We start from the raw sequence: 17613 nt of genomic DNA, 5'->3' as shown, positions 1-17613 counted from the left end.
GGACGGGGCGGGTAGGTCAGGCCGGTCCGCCGGGCCCCGGTCCGTACCCCGTGGGCCACTCCGGTTCCGGGTCCCGCGGCCCGAACAGCGCCGTCAGCGCGAGGTGAACCACCATCGCCGCCACCGGCCACGCCAGCACCGCCCCCGTCGCCTTCAGCTCCAGTGGCGCGTCGAACGTCACGCCCTCCCCCACCGCCCGCGCATGCGCCACCACGTCGTCCGTCGGGCCGAACCACTCCCCGATGCCCCACGCCAGCAGCGAGCCCAGCAGGCCGCCCAGGGCCAGCGCCACCACCAGCGCGATGCCCCCGCGCCTGCGGATCCAGAACACCGCCGCCGCGCTCACCGCGCCGAAGGCGAGGGCCAGCAGCGCGAACGTACCGTCCGCACCCACCGCCTCCTCGCCCTCCGTGTCCTTGAGGAAGACGGCCTTGCCGTTCGAGATCAGCGGCACCCGCGGGGCCAGCCACAGCCACAGCAGCCCCAGCGCCACACCGGCGATCGCCACGGCCACCAGCACCACGGCCGCGTCCCGCAGGTCCGTCTTCAGATCGGCACCGCCGCCCTCCGCACCCGGTACGTGGTAGGGCGCGGCCGGCGGCGACTGCCACGGGTCGTCGTTGTTCGGCGAAGGCTGGTGCGGCGGAGTCAGAGGTGCGGTCACCCCGCCATCGTGCCAGGCTTGCCCGGACGGCGCCTCACCGGACTGCCGCCCGCCGGTACGCCCACGTCGCGACCGTCAGCGAAACGACACCGACCGCCGCGCAGACCGCGAGGTCGAGACTCACCACCGCCCAGTCGGGACGCGCGTCAAAGGTTCTGGCGAGCGCCTCGACTCCGTACGTCGACGGCAGCAGATCACGCGCGTACGAGACGGGACCGGGCAGCCGGTCGGCCGGCAGCACCCCGAGCAGCAGCGCCGCGGACATGCCCAACTGCCCGAGCAGCGTGGCCAGTTCCTGGCGCGGCGCGAGCAGCCCGAGCGCCGCGCCAAGACCGGCGAGGGCCGCCCCGGCGAGCGGGATCACCGCGGCGAGCACCCACAGATGCGTCAGCGGCAGCTGAAAGAGCACGCTGCCGGCGATCGCCGTGACGAGAGTCCCGGGCACCGTGAAGGAGGCGTACGCACCCGCCGCACCGAGCACCACCGCCGCGGGCGGCACCGGCAGCGTGGCGTAGTGGTCGAGGCCGCCTCCGGCCCGCAGCTGCCCGAAGTACTGGGCGAGGAGATTGAGCGCGACGAACGCGACGACGAGGACGCTCGACCCGGCGACGACGGCCCGCGCCTCGCCGCCGCCGTCGACGACCCCGCGCATCAGCACCATGATCCCGATCGACTGGAAGGTCGCCACGAAGAGCAGCGGGATCCGGGCGACCCGCGCCCGCGACAGCTGCGCGCGGTACACGGCGCCGAGCGCGGGCAGCAGCCGCGCCCGCGGCGCGAGCGGCGCGGCGGCCGCGGCCCGGCTCTCCACTGAGACCTTCGCGGACACCACCTCCGCGGGCACGATGCTCACGCCTTGACCAGCCCCTTCGTCGCGTTCCCGCCGAGCGCCAAGTACACGTCCTCCAGGCTGGGCGTGGCCAGCGTGAAGTCGTCGAGCGCCGCGAAGGCCGCGCCGCCCGTCACGGCCGCGACCGCCGCCCGCGCCTCGTCCGGCGCCAGCCTGAACACCCAACGGCGCCCGGACTCCTGCGCCAGGGCACGCAGCGCGGCGACCTCGGGCACCTCCAGCGGCGCCCGCTCGCGCCACACCAGCTCGACCCGCACCTCACCGGCGATCCGCTCCTTGAGCCCTGTCGGGGTGTCGCAGGCGATGACACGGCCGCGCTCCAGCACGGCGACCCGGTCCAGTACGGTCTCGGCCTCGATGACGTTGTGGGTGACGAGCAGGACGGTGGCCCCGTTCTCGGCCCGTCGCCGGTCGACCGCGGCCCACACCGCGCGCCGCGCGACGGGATCCATGCCGGTGGTCGGCTCGTCCAGTACCAGCACCGGCCGCTCCCCCACCAGCGTCGCCGCGAAGCACGCCAGCCGCCGCTGCCCGCCGGACAGCTTCTTCAGCGGACGCGTGGCGAGCTCGGTGAGACCGAGCTCGTCCAGTACGGCGTCCCGTTCGGCCCGCGCGTCCCGCACGGAAAGGCCGCGCAGCCGTCCCGTGGTCTCGGCGGCGAGCGCGACGGTCAGTTCGTCGAGTGCGGTGGACTGCTGGCCCAGGTAGCCGATGAGCCGGGCGGCCCGCTCCGGGTGGCGTACAAGATCGTGGCCCAGCACCTCGACGCTGCCCGCATCCGGGCGCATCAGCCCGGTGAGCTGCCGTACCAGGGTGGACTTGCCGGCGCCATTGGGCCCGAGCAGACCAAAGATCTCGCCACGCCGCACCTGGAGGGAGATCCCGTCGGTGGCGCGTACCTCAGGCGTTCCCGGAGCCCCGCGGCGACTGCGCACGGCGGGGTACGTTTTGACCAGATCCCGCACCACGCACACCGTACTCACAAGGGACGAGCCTACGGGGTCGGCAGGGCTATTCCCCCGCGGGGGCGTGTTCCGCGGCCGCGCGCACATCGATCTCGCGCCAGAATCCTGCCCGGATCGCATAGCGGTCGTGCTCGTCGATCTGGTCGTCCTTGTGCGCGAGCAGCCCGAAGCGCGCGGCGTAGCGCAGCAGTTCACCGTCGATGCGGTGCGGGATGCGCGGATACATGGTGGACAACTTCTGCACGTGGCTTGACTCGGCCAACCGTTCCATCCAGCGCCGGGCGAAGACCTGGCCTACCTCGAAGGGGTCGCCGCCGACCGTGGTGATGTCCTCCTCGCGGTCGGCCCAGCGCTGTTCGGCGGTGGTGAGCTGGGCCAGCGTCGGCAGCAAAGCGGTCTCCGCCGGCTCGCCCAGCGGCCCGGCACCGGGGCGCTCGACCCAGCCCTTGTCGGAGGACCAGCGCAGCGTGGCACTGGCCGGGTGCGGCGCCGAGTGCTGCCCGGGGGCGCGCAGGCCTGCCAGGTCCTTGGGGGTGGGGACGCCTTTCGCCGCGGGGGCCGGGACCTCCTCGGAGCCGTTCTCCGAGGGGGCGGGCTGCGAGCCGTTGCGTACGGCCTCGGCGGCACGCTCCTGCGAGGCAGCCAGCGCCGACTCGGGCAGCGGCGCGGAGAGGATGGCCGCAATCTCGGGGCGGGGCACGGGCGGTGGCGCGCAGATGCCGGTGAGTTCCTTGGCCCGTACCGCACGGGTGATCCAGGCCCGGTCGAGCACCCGGCGCTCGTCGGCCTCGGCCACCAGGTCCTCGGACTGGTTGTAGTCGCCGTCGGCGGCCTGCACCGCCCAGAGATGGACGGCGACTCCGTGCTCCTTGGCGGACATCAGACCGGGCAGCAGATCCCCGTCGCCCGTCACCAGGACCACATCGGAGCAGGCACGGTTTCTGGCGAGTTCGGTGAGCTCGGCGTGCATGGCCGCATCCACACCCTTCTGCGCCCAGCGGCCGTCGCTGCGGGTCAGGGCGCCGAGCCGGACCGTCACCCGTGGCATGACGCGCAGCCGCCGGTGTTCGGGTTGCGGTACGCGGTCGGGGGCGCCGTCGAACCAGTAGATACGCAGCAGTGGGCGCTCCGTATCGGCCTCGGCGAGCTCTCGCAGGCCCTGGATGAGGGCGGCGTGGTCGACAGTGATCCGGGAACGCGCCGGTTCCCCGGCGAGAAGACTCGCGGCGGCGCCCAGCAGATATCCGGCGTCCACCAGGACTACGCAGCGGTCCACGCGTTCCACCCTCTTTCGGGAACCTCGGGATCGGAGAATCGAGGAAAAATCCGGATCCGGGAAGAGTCCGGATCGGGGATTGTTCCGGGTTTCCTTCGAGTCTGCCCGACCACCGGAGGGTTAACGGCCGGAACTCGATCATCGGCGTGGCGGATCCGCGGACCGGCGCACAACAAACGCCCGTTACACACCGCAATGATCCAAAATGCGGCGGTTTATCCCGTATGTGAGTCTGACAGCGGCCCTGGCCCCGAGACCCACAGGAGGAATCACCATGGCCAAGAACAAGAACCGCAAGCAGAGTGGTCAGCAGGACCGCGCGTCGTCCTCGGAGCGCGGCCCCGAGCAGGCCGCCAAGTCGACTGCCTACGAGTCCCAGGCACAGGCCCACCCCCAGTCCCAGGCTCAGGGCAGCCCGGCGGACGTGGCCCGCAAGCACCAGAAGCGCTTCGGCCACAACTGATCGCGCCTTATAGCAGCACTCTCACGCCACAGGGGCGCGCCCGTGACGACGGGCGCGCCCCTTGCGTATGCGTACAGAGTCCTCCGCTCGGTACGAAAGTCTCCGCTCCGTACGGAGGTCTCAGCCGGCCAGGCAGGACGGGCCGAGCAGCACCTTCAGGTCGCCGAAGAGCGCCGGGTCGGGCTGGACGCGGTGCCGGTCGAGCCGGAGCACGGTGGTCTTGCGGGGACCCTGCAGCTTGATCCGCACCTCGGTGTTGCCCTTGTGGTGGCTGAGGATCTCGCCGAGCCTGCTGATCATCGGCGGGGTGACCTTGACCGTGGGGATGGTGACGACCACCGGGGCGTTGGTGCCCGCCGACGAGAGGTCGGGGACCATCAGCTCCATGGCGACGAGACGCGGGATGTCCTCGCGCTTGTCGAGCCGTCCCTTGACGAAGACCACGGTGTCCTCGACGAGCTGTGTCGACACCAGTTGGTAGGTCGCCGGGAAGAACATGCACTCGATGGAGCCGGCCAGATCCTCGACGGTGGCGATCGCCCAGGCGTTGCCCTGCTTGGTCATCTTGCGCTGCAGGCCGGAGATGATGCCGCCGATGGTGACGACCGCGCCGTCGGCGTGCTCCCCGCCGGTGAGCTGGGAGATCGCCGCGTCCGTCTTGTCGCTCAGGACATGCTCGATACCGAAGAGCGGATGGTCGGAGACATAGAGGCCGAGCATCTCGCGCTCCTGCGCGAGCAGATACGACTTGTCCCATTCGATGTCGGAGAACTCGACGTCGAGCCCGAAGCCCGGCTCGTCGTTGTCCTGTTCGCCCATCCCGCCGAACAGGTCGAACTGGCCCTCGGCCTCCTTGCGCTTGACCGCCACCACGTTGTCGATCATCGGCTCGTGGTGGGCGACCAGGCCCTTGCGGGTGTGGCCCATCTCGTCGAAGGCGCCGGCCTTGATGAGCGATTCAACGGTCCGCTTATTGCAGACGACGGCCTCGACCTTGTCAAGGAAGTCGGGGAAGGAGGTGTACTTCCCCTTGGCCTTGCGACTGCGGATGATCGATTCCACAACGTTCGTGCCGACATTGCGGACGGCGGAGAGGCCGAAGAGGATCACGTCGTCGCCCTGCGCGGCGAAGTTCGACTGGGACTCGTTCACATTGGGCGGCAGCACCTTGATGCCCATGCGGCGGCACTCGTTCAGATAGACCGCGGACTTGTCCTTGTCGTCCTTCACCGAGGTGAGCAGCGCGGCCATGTACTCGGCGGGATAGTTCGCCTTGAGATACGCGGTCCAGTAGGTGACCAGGCCGTACGCCGAGGAGTGCGCCTTGTTGAACGCGTATCCGGCGAACGGGACCAGCACGTCCCACAGGGCCTGGATCGCCTGGTCCGAGTAGTTGTTCTTGCGGGCGCCTTCCTGGAACAGAACGAAGTTCTTCGCCAGCTCCTCGGGCTTCTTCTTGCCCATCACCCGGCGCAGGATGTCGGCCTCGCCGAGCGAGTACCCCGCGATGATCTGGGCGGCCTTCTGCACCTGCTCCTGGTAGACGATCAGGCCGTAGGTGACGCCGAGGACCTCCTTGAGAGGCTCCTCGAGCTCGGGGTGGATCGGCGTGATCTCCTGCTGGCCGTTCTTGCGGAGCGCGTAGTTCGTGTGCGAGTTCATGCCCATCGGGCCCGGCCGGTACAGGGCCGAGACGGCGGAAATGTCCTCGAAGTTGTCGGGCTTCATCAGCCGCAGCAGCGAACGCATGGGGCCGCCGTCGAACTGGAAGACGCCGAGGGTGTCACCGCGGCAGAGCAGTTCGTACGTCGTGGGGTCGTCCAGCGGGAGGGAGAGCATCTCCAGGTCGATGCCCTTGTTGGCCTTCACCATCTTGATGGCGTCGTCCATGATCGTGAGGTTGCGCAGGCCGAGGAAGTCCATCTTCAGCAGGCCCAGCGACTCGCACTGCGGGTAGTCCCACTGCGTGATGGTGACGCCGTCGGTGTGCCGCACCCAGATCGGGGCGTGGTCGACGATGGGCTCGCTGGACATGATGACGCCGGCGGCGTGCACGCCCATCTGCCGGACCAGGCCCTCGACGCCCTTGGCGGTGTCGATCACCTTCTTCACGTCCGGCTCGTTCTCGTACATCCCGCGGATCTCGCCGGCCTCGCTGTAGCGCGGGTGCGAGGGGTCGGTGATGCCGGAGAGGTCGATGCCCTTGCCGAGGACATCGGCCGGCATCGCCTTGGTGAGCCGGTCGCCCATCGCGTACGGGTAGCCGAGGACGCGGGCGGAGTCCTTGATCGCGTTCTTCGCCTTGATCTTTCCGTACGTACCGATCATGGCGACCTTGTCGGCGCCGTACTTCTCGGTGACGTACCGGATCACTTCGACGCGCCGACGCTCGTCGAAGTCGATGTCGACATCGGGCATGGAGACACGCTCGGGGTTGAGGAACCGCTCGAAGATCAGGCCGTGCTCGATCGGGTCGAGGTCGGTGATGCCCATCGCGTACGCGACGATCGAACCGGCCGCGGAGCCTCGGCCGGGACCCACCGCGATGCCGTTGTTCTTGGCCCACATGATGAAGTCGGCGACCACGAGGAAGTAGCCAGGGAACCCCATCTGGATGATGACGTCCATCTCGTACTCGGCCTGCTTCTGGCGGTCCTCGGGGATGCCGCCCGGATAGCGGCGCTCCATGCCGCGCCGGACTTCCTCCTGGAACCAGGTGATCTCGGTGAAGCCCTCGGGGATGTCGAACTTCGGCATGAGGTTCTTCGCCTCGAACATGCCGGTGGTGTCGATCTGCTGCGCGACGAGGAGGGTGTTGGCGCAGCCCTCCTGCCAGGCGTCCGAGGAGTCCACGGCGTACATCTCGTCGGTGGACTTGAGGTAGTACCCGGTGCCGTCGAAGCGGAAGCGGTCCGGGTCCGAGAGGTTCTTGCCGGTCTGGATGCACAGCAGGGCGTCGTGCGCGCCGGCCTCTTGGGCGTAGGTGTAGTGCGAGTCGTTGGTGACGAGCGGCGGGATGCCGAGCTTCTTGCCGATCTCCAGCAGGCCGTCGCGGACCCGGCGCTCGATCTCGATGCCGTGGTCCATCAGTTCCAGGAAGTACTTGTCCTTGCCGAAGATGTCCTGGTACTCACTGGCCGCCTTGAGGGCATCGTCGAACTGGCCGAGGCGCAGCCGAGTCTGGAGCTCGCCGGAGGGGCAGCCGGTGGAGGCGATGAGCCCCTCCGACCACTGGGCGATGGTCTCCTTGTCCATCCGGGGCCACTTCTGCAGCCAGCCCTCGGCGTACGCGTCCGAGGAGAGCCGGAAGAGATTGTGCAGACCGGTCTTGTTCGCCGCCCAGATCGTCTTGTGGGTGTAACCACCGGAACCGGAGACGTCGTCCCGCTTCTGGTGCGGCTGGCCCCACTGGATCTTCCGTTTGTTCCGCCGGGACTCCGGGGCGACATACGCCTCGATGCCGATGATGGGCGTGACGTCCGCCTTCTTCGCCGAATGGAAGAAGTCGTACGCGCCGTGCAGGTTGCCATGGTCGGTCATGGCGATGTGCGTCATGCCCATCTCGTTGCAGGCGTTGAACATGTCCTTGAGCCGCGCGGCACCGTCCAGCAGGGAGTACTGGGTGTGGACGTGAAGGTGCGTGAAAGGCGGCTTGGTCACGGCGGAGGCCTCCAGCAAAACGGTGGATGACAGGCTGCGGGCAGTCTGGGGGAACAGCGTGGAAGTCTACGTCGCCGCACTGACAGTCGGCGGGCACTCCCGGGTACCTTCGTGCGTTGGAGGGGGCGGAACACCGCTCCTATTTGTCAGGCACCAGGAGGCACCCAGCGATGTCGGTACCGCGCCCCGCCGAGGTCACAGCCGAAGAGCGTGGCGAGCAGATTCTCACCGTCTTCGACACCGCTTTCGGCCAGCTGCTGGCCGCCGATCCCGCTGCCTTCCAGGTCAAGTTCCGGAAGATGGCCGCCTCGGCGTTCGCGTTCTACCGGGGCACGGCCTGCCTCTTCTACAACGACCTGGAGCGGGAGCAGCACGGCGGCCCGTTCCTGGACGAGCGCACCGGCCGGGTGTGGATCCACGGAGATCTGCACGCCGAGAACTTCGGCACGTACATGGACGCCAACGGCCGTCTGATCTTCAACGTCAACGACTTCGACGAGGCGTATGTCGGCCCCTTCACCTGGGACCTGAAGCGGCTTGCGGCATCGCTGGCGCTGATCGGCTACACCAAGGCGCTCAGCGACGAGCAGATCACCGAGCTGGTCCAGATCTGTGCCGCGGCCTACCGCGAGCGCATCCACGCCCTGGCGACGGGCGCGAAGAACGACGAGGTGCCGCCCTTCACGCTGGACACCGCCGAGGGCCCGCTGCTGGACGTGCTGCGCGACGCCCGCTCGCTGACCCGCTTCTCGCTGCTCGACTCGATGACCGAGATCCGCGACTTCGAGCGCCGGTTCGCGCCCGGCGGCGGCTCGATCGAGCTGGACGCGGCCACCCGCTACAAGGTGCTGGCCGCCTTCGACGGCTATCTGGAGACGCTGCCCGAGTCCAGCCTGGCCCGGCCCGACTCCTACCGCGTCAAGGACGTGGTGGGCCGTCGCGGCATCGGCATCGGGTCCGCGGGCCTGCCCTCGTACAACATCCTGCTGGAGGGCAACAGCGACGCCCTCGAGAACGACGTCATCATCTATATGAAGCAGGCGCAGACCCCCGCGGTCTCCCGGCACATCACCGACACCGCCGTGCGGGAGTACTTCCAGCACGAGGGCCACCGCACGGTGATCTCGCAGCGCGCGCTGCAGGACCACGCCGACCCGTGGCTGGGCTGGACCGAGCTGGACGGCGCCGGCCAGCTGGTCGCCGAGGTCTCTCCGTACGCGGTGGATCTGGACTGGTCCGACATCGACGACCCGGAGGAGATCGCGGCGGTCGTCGCCGACCTGGGCCGGGCGACGGCCACGATGCACGGCGCGGCGGACTACGAGAGCGGGCACTCGCTGGTGCCGTTCTCCACGGAGCGGGCCATCGACGCGGCGATCGCGGCCGACGAGGAGGGCTTCCCCGAGCTGCTGGTCGAGTTCGCGCACAGCTACGGCGCACGGGCGCGGGCGGACCACCAGATCTTCGTGGACCTGTTCCGCAACGGCCGCCTGGGCTGAGCCTCGGCGGATCTTTAGGGACCGCTTACCGGCAGCCATGGGACACTCCCGGGTGATGGACGTATCAGAGATGCAGCTCAGGGGGCTGCGGGCAGCGATCTTCACGGCACTGGTCGTGACGCTGTCCGTGGCTTCCCATGTGCTGCTCTCCCGGGCTCCGCTGCCGCTGGCCACCGTCGCGGGTCTGTCGGCGGGCGTCTTCGGCGTCGCGTACGCCCTGTCCGGCCGTGAGCGCGGCTACTGGCGGATCGCGAGTCTGCTCGTCCCGCTGGAGCTGGCCGCGGACACCGTGTTCACCACCGGCCAGGACGTCTGTTACGGCCCCGGGGGAGGGCCGGTCGCCGGTTCACTGCGCTCGGTCGGCTTCGACGTGCTGTGCGGCGACAGCGTCGGCGCACAGCTGCCGGGTGTGGCCACCGGCCATGCTGCGCTGCCCCTGCTCCACTCCACCGATCCCGCCCTGCCCTGGCTGCTGCTCGCCGCCCATGTGTCGGTGGGCCTGCTCGCCGCGGCCTGGCTGCGGCGCGGCGAGTCCGCGCTGGCCACTCTGGTGCGGGCGGTGGGCGCCTTCGCGTTCCGGCCGCTGCTGCTGGCGGTCGCCGCTTCGGGGACGGCGCGCCGGTCCGTACGCCGGGGGGCGTGCCCCGCGCTCGGCCGCCCCCGTGTCTCCCGCACCCGCCTGCTGGTGCACTCCGTCGGACGGCGGGGACCGCCGCGCTCGGCCGCAGTTTTCGCCTGAGCCCGCAGTCCCCCTTTTCCGTATCTCTCGATACGACATCACACGGAGTGAAACAGCATGAGTGCACGCAACAGCCAGGCCAACAAGGCGGCGGCCCGCGAGCGGCTGCGCCAGGAGCGTGAGCGCCAGGCCAAGAAGGACAAGGCCCGTCGGCAGCTTGTCGTCATCGGCTCGACGGTCGTGGTCCTCGCCATCGCGGGCGGCATCGGATACGCCGTCATGCAGGCGAACAAGCCGGGCCACTGGGAGTCGGTGAAGGACGAGAAGAACATCACCGCGCCGAAGAACACCGAGGGCGACAACGGGACGACCGTCGTCATCGGCAAGGCGACGGCGAAGAAGACGCTGGAGCTGTACGAGGACTCGCGCTGCCCGATCTGCGCGAACTTCGAGCAGTCGGTGGGCGCGACGGTGAAGAAGGACGTCGCCGCGGGGAAGTACAAGCTCAAGTACATAGGCGCGACCTTCATCGACAACGCGGACCAGGGCGAGGGCTCGAAGAACGCGCTGAGCGCGCTGGGTGCGGCGCTGAATGTGAGCCCGGAGGCGTTCTCGGAGTACAAGGCCGCGCTGTATTCGGCGAAGTACCACCCCCAGGAGAGCGACGACAAGTTCGCGAAGGACGCGTATCTCCTGGAGGTCGCGGACACGGTCCCGGCGCTGAAGAACAACGCGGAGTTCAAGAAGAACGTCGAGGAGGGGACGTTCGACGCGTGGGCGATGAAGATGTCGGCGACGTTCGACAAGAGCGGGGTCCAGGGCACGCCGTCGCTGAAGATGGACGGCAAGAAGATCACGGCGGAGGGGACGGACAGCCCGCCGATGACGGTGGCCCAGTACAACGCGGCGATCGCCAAGGCCCTCAAGGGCTGACCTCGCACACCGGGTGCGCCGTGATCCGGCGCACCCGGTCCGCCCTTCGCGGAGCTGACGGGCGCGCGGCGTTGAGGCGCAGGTCCCCGTCGCGCACCCCTCCCGACCGCTGCCGCCGGAGCCGCGGGCGGACGGCAGGGAACGGGCCGGTTGACCGTTACCGATGGGTAGGCGAACTTTCCCCGTTCGCCCGCGCATTCGGTTTACCGGTCAGTAGTCTGTTCGGCCGTGACCAGTCGATTCTCGCCAACTCCCAGCCGCCGCACGGTCGTCAAGGCCGCTGCCGCCACTGCTGTCGTCGCCGCGCCCGCTCTCGCGGTCGCCACCACCGCCACCGCTGCCTCCGCCGAGGAGGCCCCCGTCTTTCTGCACGGCACAGCCTCGGGCGACCCGTTGCCCGACGGCGTGCTGCTGTGGACGCGTATCACCCCCACGCCGGACGCCGTGCCGGGCTCGGGCAAGGGCCCGGACACCGCGGTGAGTTGGGAGGTCGCGGAGGACAAGGGCTTCGCCCGCATCGTCGCCCGCGGCAGCACGACGTCGAAGGCCGCCTCCGACCACACCGTCAAGGTGGATGTAAGGGGTTTGCGCCAGGCGACCGTCTATTACTTCCGCTTCACCGCCGGCGCGAGCGTCTCGCCCGTCGGCCGCACCCGCACGGCCCCCGCCACCGACGCCGCAACGCCCGGCGTCCGCTTCGGCGTGGTCTCCTGCGCCAACTGGGAGTCCGGCTACTTCTCGTCGTACCGCCATCTCGCCGCCCGTGCCGACCTGGACGCGATCCTCCATCTCGGCGACTACATCTACGAGTACGCGACCGGCGGCTACCCCGAGCCCAAGTACGTCGTACGGCAGCACTCCCCGAAGAACGAGATCATCACGCTCGCCGACTACCGCACACGGCACGCCACCTACAAGACGGACGCCGATCTGCAGGCGCTGCACGCCACCCACCCGGTGATCGCGATCTGGGACGACCACGAGTTCGCGAACGACACCTGGTCGGGCGGGGCCGAGAACCACACGCCGGGTACCGAGGGCGACTGGGCCGCGCGCGCCGCGGCCGCGCGCCAGGCCTACTTCGAGTGGATGCCCGTACGCGCCTCCACCGAGGGCACGGTCTACCGCCGGCTCCGCTTCGGCAAGCTCGCCGATCTGCACCTGCTGGACCTGCGCTCCTTCCGCTCGCAGCAGACGACGATCGGCAACGGCAGCGTCGACGACCCGGAGCGCACGATCACCGGCCGCGCACAGCTGGACTGGCTGAAGGCCGGTCTCGCCGGATCGGACGCGTCCTGGAAGCTCGTCGGCACGTCGGTGATGATCTCGCCGGTGGCCTTCGGCTCGCTGCCGGCCCATCTCCTGGAGCCGATCGCGGAGTTGCTCGGCCTGCCCAAGGAGGGCCTCGCGATCAACGTCGACCAGTGGGACGGCTACACGGACGACCGCAAGGAGCTGCTGGCGCATCTCACCCGGCGCGGCATCAAGAACACCGTCTTCCTCACCGGTGACATCCACATGGCCTGGGCGAACGATGTGCCGGTCAAGGCGGCGACGTATCCGCTGTCGCAGTCCGCGGCGACCGAGTTCGTCGTGACATCGGTGACGTCCGACAACCTGGACGACATCCTCCATGTCGCGCCCAACACTCTCTCGCTGGTGGCCGAGACGGCCGTCAAGGCGGCCAACCGCCATGTGAAGTGGCTGGACATGGACAACCACGGCTACGGCGTGCTCGACATCACCGCCGAACACTCCCAGATGGACTACTACGTCATCTCCGACAAGACGAAGCAGGACGCGACCACCAAGTGGAGCCGCTCCTACCGGACGCTCAGCGGAACGCAGAAGGTCGAGCGGGTGAACCAGCCGGTGCGCTGACCCCCGCCCCAACGGCGAATTCCAGCCACTCCGCGATGTGTTAACTCAAGATCACATCGCCGCGACGGGTGGCGTGATCCGCACCATGAATGCGGACACACCACCCGTCGCTTCAGCCCCACTTGTTACGCGGGCATCCCAACCCTCGGGCGGCACAGGCGATTTCACCCCTGATGCACCCCGGTCTACGCGAGTCAATTGGGCTTGATCAGCACTCATTGAGCCATGTCATGCACCCGTAATCTCCCCGCGGTGGCCAGAAAAAGGCCCTCCCCCACACCCCCACGCGAGGAGACCCTGTGCGTACTTTTGCCCGCATATCGCCGCGTTTGCGTAACCGCGTAATCGGCACGGCAATCATGGCCGGAACCCTGGCCCTCTCACCGCTCTCCGCCCCCTCGGGCATCGCCGCCGCCCAGGCACCCGGCACCAAGGCAACCGCCGCCACGTCCGCCGCCAACGAGTGCGCGGAGGACACCGGCACGAGCGCCGCCGCCCGCAAGTCCCGCCCCGTCGGCGGCACCCAGGCCCACGAGCCCAACGAGGTCACCGCCGCCAAGGCCCAGGCCATGGACGCGGATCTGAAGAAGAGAGTCGAGGCGGCCCGGGCCGACGGCCGCAGATTCTCCGCCGCCGCCACGACCACGATCCCGGTCTACTTCCACGTCATCCACAGCGGTTCGACCGGCAAGCTCACCGCCACCGACATCTCCAAGCAGATCTCGGTCCTCAACGCGGCCTACGCCGGCCAGGGCACCGGCAACACCAACTCGAGCTTCCAGTTCTCGCTGGCGGGCACGGACTACACGGACAACGCCACCTGGTACAACGGCATCCAGCCCGGCTCCTCCGCCGAGACGGCCATGAAGTCCACGCTGCGCAAGGGCGGCGCCGGCGCGCTCAACTTCTACACCGCCAGCCTCGGCGGCGGCCTGCTCGGCTGGGCCACCTTCCCGTCCTCCTACGCCTCCGACCCCTCCGACGACGGTGTGGTCGTCCTCGACACCTCGCTGCCCGGCGGTTCCGCGACCAACTACAACGAGGGCGACACCGCCACCCACGAAGTCGGCCACTGGATGGGGCTGTACCACACCTTCCAGGGCGGCTGCTCCGGCAACGGCGACTATGTCTCGGACACCCCGGCCGAGAAGACCGCGGCGACCGCCTGCCCGACCGGCCGTGACAGCTGCGCCAACAAGACCGGCGTGGACCCGATCCACAACTTCATGGACTACACCTACGACCCGTGCATGTACCAGTTCACCGCGGGCCAGGTGCAGCGGATGAAGGACAGCTGGACCGCCTACCGGGCCGGCTGACGCCAGGCTGCCCGCCGCACCCGCGGCGGGCAGCCACCCCGCTAGCGCTGCTCGAGCGTCGACAGGAAGCCCAGCGCCACCCGCCAGGTCTGCTCGGCCGCCGCCTCGTCGTAGTCGGGCAGCTCGGGGTCGGTGTACAGATGCCCGGCGCCCGGGTAGCGGTAGACCTCCACATCCGCACCCGCCCGCTGCATCTGCAGATACCAGGCGCTCAGCCAGTCGTGCGGCTCGAAGGGGTCGGGATCGGCGACATGCAGCTGTACGGGCAGCTCGTCCACGCTCGCGCCCTCCGCGATGTCGGACGTGCCGTGGACAAGCAGCAGCCCGCGCGCCTTCTCGTCGCCCATCGCGAGATTCTGTGCGATCGAGCCGCCGAGCGAGAAGCCCGCGTACACCAGACCCCGGTCCGAGTACGGCGAGGCGGCCAGGATCGCCCGGCGCAGCAGCTCCTCATTGCCGATCTTGTCCTTGAGTTCCCTGCCCTCTTCGACACTTTCGACGGTTTGTCCCTCGAAGAGGTCGGGCACGTGAACCTGGTGCCCGGCTTCACGCAGCCGGTCGGCTGCCGCGCGCACGGCCGGGCGCAGACCGTAGACCGAATGGAAGAGCATGATGTTCATTCGGCCATCCTGCCAGTTGACGTCGTAGTCAAGTTAGCGTCGGAGTCATGGAGAACGTACTGCGCCCGTTGATCGTCCTCGGTGGTTCGGTCGTGCTCACGCTGCTGCTCGGCTGGGTCCTTGACCTGCTGTTGCGCCGAGTGGACGACCGCCACCCCGAGACCCCGCTGTGGGGGCTGCTGCGCCGCTGCCGGCTGCCCTTCCAGGTGGTGCTGCTCACCGCGCTGCTGAGAGGGAGCTTCCGGGAGACCGGCTGGCAGCCCATCGAGGTGCACGAGGCGGGCATCGGCCATGTGCTGTCGCTGGTGCTGATCGGCGCCGGGGCATGGCTGGTGACCCGGAACGTGTCCGCCGTCGTCGAGTCCTCGTACGCCCGTTATGCGTCGTCGACTCGCGATCCGGCCCGGGTGCGGCGGGTGCGTACGCAGGTCACGCTGATCATGCGGATCGTCACCGCGATCGTCGTGGTGGTAGCGGCCGCGGCGATGCTGCTGACCTTCCCCGGCATGGAGAAGCTCGGGGCCTCGATGCTGGCCTCCGCGGGCATCATCGGCATCGTCGCCGGTGTCGCCGCGCAGTCCACACTCGGCAATCTCTTCGCCGGCTTCCAGATCGCGTTCGGCGACATGGTGCGGATCGGCGACACGGTGGTGGTGGACGGGGAGTGGGGTGTGGTCGAGGAGGTCACGCTCACCTTCCTCGCCGTACGGACCTGGGACGAGCGCCGGATCACGATGCCTGTGTCGTACTTCACCGGCAAGCCGTTCGAGAACTGGTCGCGCGGCGGGGTGCAGATGACCGGGACGGTCTTCTTCCATCTGGACCACTCGGCTCCGGTGGGTCTGATGCGCGAGAAGCTTCCGGAGATCCTGGGTGACTGCACGGCATGGGACGGCCGGGACTGGAGTCTGGCGGTCACGGACACGACGCCGACCACGATTCTGGTGCGGGCCGTGGTGACGGCCAAGGATGCGGACGACCTCTGGACGGCGCGGTGTGCCGTACGGGAGCAGATGATCGCCTGGCTGTACGAGAAGCATCCCTACGCGCTGCCGCGGGTCTCGACGGCCCCGGCCGCTCGTGACGGCGTGTCCGTCCCGCCTCCGCGGGACGAGACCCACGAGGGCGACACCCGGGCCCGCACGGGCCGCGGCTGACACATCGTCATCGCAGGCTGTGGACGTCCAGGTGCCGCAGCACCCGGTCCACGACTTCGGGGTCGGCGCCGGGTTCGTTGCGGGCCGAGAGGACCTCGTGCCGCGCCGCCGACAGCATCTCCCGCTGGATCCGCTGTACCGTCCTCATCCGGTCCACGCGCTTGGCGAACCACTCGCGCCGCTCCTCGTCCATGATGTCCGGGCTGATCCGCACCCCGATGTCGTACGCCCTGCGCAGCAGCCGTTCGCTGATGTCCTCCGGCAGCTCCTCCACCGCCTCGATCTCCCGCAGCCGGTGCTTCGCCGCCTTCGCGGCGCGCAGTGCCAGGCGCCGTTCCAGTTCGCGTTCGGCGTCCGCGTCCGCACGCACGCCGAGCCGCCGGACCAGCCAGGGCAGCGTCAGCCCCTGGAGGACGAGCGTGGCCAGGATGACCGCGAAGGCGATGAAGATGATCTCGTCCCGGGCGGGAAAGCCCGCCCCGCTGTCCGTCTTCAGCGGGATCGCGAGCGCCAGAGCCACCGACACCACCCCTCGCATCCCCGCCCACCACATGACGACGGTCTCCCGCCAGCTGACGGGGATTTCCTCGTCGTAGTCCCGCAGGGTGTGCAGCCGCTTGGCGAGCCAGGTCGCGGGCATCAGCCACAGCAGCCGTACGACCACGACAACGCCGGTGATCGCCGCGCCCCACCCCAGCATCTGCGTCTCGCGACCGTCGGCCGTGCCGAAGACGTTGTGCAGTTCGAGGCCGATGAGCCCGAACGCGACTCCGGTCACGAGGGTGTCGACGATCTGCCAGAAGGTGTTCCCGGCGAGCCGCCCCATCACGTCGTCGGCGTCGGCCGCATGCTCGGCCAGGAAGAGCCCGGTGGTGAGGACGGCGAGAACACCCGACCCTTTCAGCTCCTCGGCCAGTACATAGCTGACGAACGGCACCATCAGCGACAGGCCGATCTGCAGCGTCGCATCGCCGAGGAGCCCCATCAGCTTGTTGGAGAGCCAGCCGAGCGCCAGCCCGACGGCGACGGCCACCACGGCCGACAGCACCAGTTCACCCGCCGCGGCGGGCCAGGAGAACGTTCCGCTCACCGCCGCCGCGATCGCCACGTGGTAGAGCACGATCGCGGTGACATCGTTGAACAGCCCTTCCCCCTCCAGGATCGAGACCAGTCGTCGCGGCAGTCCGAGCGACCCGGCGACGGCGGTCGCGGCCACCGGGTCGGGCGGCGCGACCAGCGCGCCGAGCGCGACAGCCGCGGCGATCGGCACCCCGGGAACGATCGCGTTGGCGACGGCCGCCACCGCCGCCGTCGTCACGAATACCAGCGCGACCGCGAGCAGCAGGATCGGCCGGATGTTGGCGGTGAACTGCCGCCAGGAGGTGCGCTGCACGGCTGCGTACAGCAGCGGCGGCAGCAACAGCGGCAGGATGAACTCGGGCGGCACGTCGACATTCGGCACCGCCGGTACAAAGGCCAGAACAATCCCGGCCAGCGTCATCAGCACCGGCGCGGGCAGCTTGAGCCGCTCCCCCAGGGGCACCGTCACCACGGCCCCGAGCAACAGCGCGAACAGCAGCGCCAATTGGTCCACGGTGTGCCCTCCGGCGGTTTGAGACCTCCACGGTCAGGCCTTCCAGCGTGCCA

The 17613-nt window shown here is 69.2% G+C and carries 14 protein-coding genes; 7 read left to right on the top strand and 7 right to left on the bottom strand.

Going from position 1 to position 17613, the window contains the following annotated elements:
- Nucleotides 1-16 precede the first annotated feature (16 nt).
- The 4 genes from OG729_RS29480 to OG729_RS29465 are packed head-to-tail and all read right to left on the bottom strand — an operon-like array spanning nt 17 to nt 3755.
- Nucleotides 17-664 carry a DUF2567 domain-containing protein gene (locus OG729_RS29480; protein WP_360881670.1) on the bottom strand — a complete coding sequence of 216 codons (648 nt, stop codon included), beginning with the start codon at nt 662-664 and terminating at the stop codon, nt 17-19.
- Nucleotides 665-698: 34 nt separating this feature from the next.
- Complete coding sequence (locus OG729_RS29475) at nt 699-1517, bottom strand: ABC transporter permease (protein WP_405808892.1); 819 nt, start codon at nt 1515-1517, stop codon at nt 699-701.
- Nucleotides 1514-2479, bottom strand: coding sequence for an ABC transporter ATP-binding protein (locus OG729_RS29470; protein ID WP_360881724.1), 966 nt, complete (start codon nt 2477-2479; stop codon nt 1514-1516). The genes OG729_RS29475 and OG729_RS29470 overlap by 4 nt, the downstream gene beginning before the upstream one ends.
- Before the next feature lie 46 nt (nt 2480-2525).
- Complete coding sequence (locus OG729_RS29465; protein ID WP_405808891.1) at nt 2526-3755, bottom strand: NYN domain-containing protein; 1230 nt, start codon at nt 3753-3755, stop codon at nt 2526-2528.
- A 274-nt stretch (nt 3756-4029) separates the two neighbouring features.
- On the opposite strand from OG729_RS29465, the gene OG729_RS29460 reads away from it, so the two are divergent.
- Nucleotides 4030-4218 carry a hypothetical protein gene (locus OG729_RS29460; RefSeq protein ID WP_360881674.1) on the top strand — a complete coding sequence of 63 codons (189 nt, stop codon included), beginning with the start codon at nt 4030-4032 and terminating at the stop codon, nt 4216-4218.
- Between the two features lie 120 nt (nt 4219-4338).
- On the opposite strand, the gene dnaE is transcribed toward OG729_RS29460, so the two are convergent.
- Complete coding sequence (gene dnaE, locus OG729_RS29455) at nt 4339-7878, bottom strand: DNA polymerase III subunit alpha (protein ID WP_405808890.1); 3540 nt, start codon at nt 7876-7878, stop codon at nt 4339-4341.
- A gap of 170 nt (nt 7879-8048) precedes the next feature.
- Between dnaE and OG729_RS29450 the strand changes: the two genes are divergently transcribed.
- The 5 genes from OG729_RS29450 (at nt 8049) to OG729_RS29430 (ending at nt 14189) form a co-directional block, all read left to right on the top strand.
- Entirely contained in the window at nt 8049-9377 is a 1329-nt protein-coding gene (locus OG729_RS29450) for a DUF2252 domain-containing protein (protein WP_405808889.1), read from the top strand.
- Between the two features lie 55 nt (nt 9378-9432).
- Nucleotides 9433-10116, top strand: coding sequence for a hypothetical protein (locus OG729_RS29445; RefSeq protein ID WP_405808888.1), 684 nt, complete (start codon nt 9433-9435; stop codon nt 10114-10116).
- A 57-nt stretch (nt 10117-10173) separates the two neighbouring features.
- Entirely contained in the window at nt 10174-10989 is an 816-nt protein-coding gene (locus tag OG729_RS29440; RefSeq protein WP_360881682.1) for a DsbA family protein, read from the top strand.
- Between the two features lie 228 nt (nt 10990-11217).
- On the top strand, nt 11218-12870 hold the full coding sequence (locus OG729_RS29435) for an alkaline phosphatase D family protein (protein ID WP_405808887.1): 1653 nt from the start codon (nt 11218-11220) through the stop codon (nt 12868-12870).
- 359 nt (nt 12871-13229) lie between these two features.
- Nucleotides 13230-14189, top strand: a complete 960-nt coding sequence (locus OG729_RS29430) for a zinc metalloprotease (protein WP_360881726.1) — start codon at nt 13230-13232, stop codon at nt 14187-14189.
- A 41-nt stretch (nt 14190-14230) separates the two neighbouring features.
- Here the strand turns inward: OG729_RS29430 and OG729_RS29425 are convergent, their stop codons facing one another.
- Nucleotides 14231-14809 (bottom strand): dienelactone hydrolase family protein, encoded by a 579-nt coding sequence (locus OG729_RS29425; RefSeq protein WP_405808886.1) that lies wholly within the window; start codon nt 14807-14809, stop codon nt 14231-14233.
- A 47-nt stretch (nt 14810-14856) separates the two neighbouring features.
- Here OG729_RS29425 and OG729_RS29420 point away from each other — a divergent pair, with 47 nt between their 5' ends.
- Nucleotides 14857-15966, top strand: a complete 1110-nt coding sequence (locus tag OG729_RS29420; protein ID WP_405808885.1) for a mechanosensitive ion channel family protein — start codon at nt 14857-14859, stop codon at nt 15964-15966.
- A gap of 7 nt (nt 15967-15973) precedes the next feature.
- Here OG729_RS29420 and OG729_RS29415 read toward each other — a convergent pair whose 3' ends face one another.
- Nucleotides 15974-17560, bottom strand: a complete 1587-nt coding sequence (locus OG729_RS29415; RefSeq protein ID WP_360881690.1) for a Na+/H+ antiporter — start codon at nt 17558-17560, stop codon at nt 15974-15976.
- Nucleotides 17561-17613: the final 53 nt, after the last annotated feature.

Origin of the sequence: Streptomyces sp. NBC_00210 (genome assembly GCF_045160975.1) — a bacterium.
GTDB lineage: Bacteria > Actinomycetota > Actinomycetes > Streptomycetales > Streptomycetaceae > Streptomyces.
The sequence above is the reverse complement of the archived record's forward strand: the minus strand, read 5'-3'. Positions and strand labels throughout refer to the sequence as shown.

Bases quoted from the DNA above. Each gene is read 5' to 3' on its own strand.
- OG729_RS29430 (WP_360881726.1), top strand. From the start codon at position 13,230: ATGGCCGGAACCCTGGCCCTCTCACCGCTCTCCGCCCCCTCGGGCATC.
- OG729_RS29440 (WP_360881682.1), top strand. From the start codon at position 10,174: ATGAGTGCACGCAACAGCCAGGCCAACAAGGCGGCGGCCCGCGAGCGG.
- OG729_RS29425 (WP_405808886.1), bottom strand. From the start codon at position 14,809: ATGAACATCATGCTCTTCCATTCGGTCTACGGTCTGCGCCCGGCCGTG.
- OG729_RS29460 (WP_360881674.1), top strand. From the start codon at position 4,030: ATGGCCAAGAACAAGAACCGCAAGCAGAGTGGTCAGCAGGACCGCGCG.
- OG729_RS29450 (WP_405808889.1), top strand. From the start codon at position 8,049: ATGTCGGTACCGCGCCCCGCCGAGGTCACAGCCGAAGAGCGTGGCGAG.
- OG729_RS29420 (WP_405808885.1), top strand. From the start codon at position 14,857: ATGGAGAACGTACTGCGCCCGTTGATCGTCCTCGGTGGTTCGGTCGTG.
- OG729_RS29445 (WP_405808888.1), top strand. From the start codon at position 9,433: ATGGACGTATCAGAGATGCAGCTCAGGGGGCTGCGGGCAGCGATCTTC.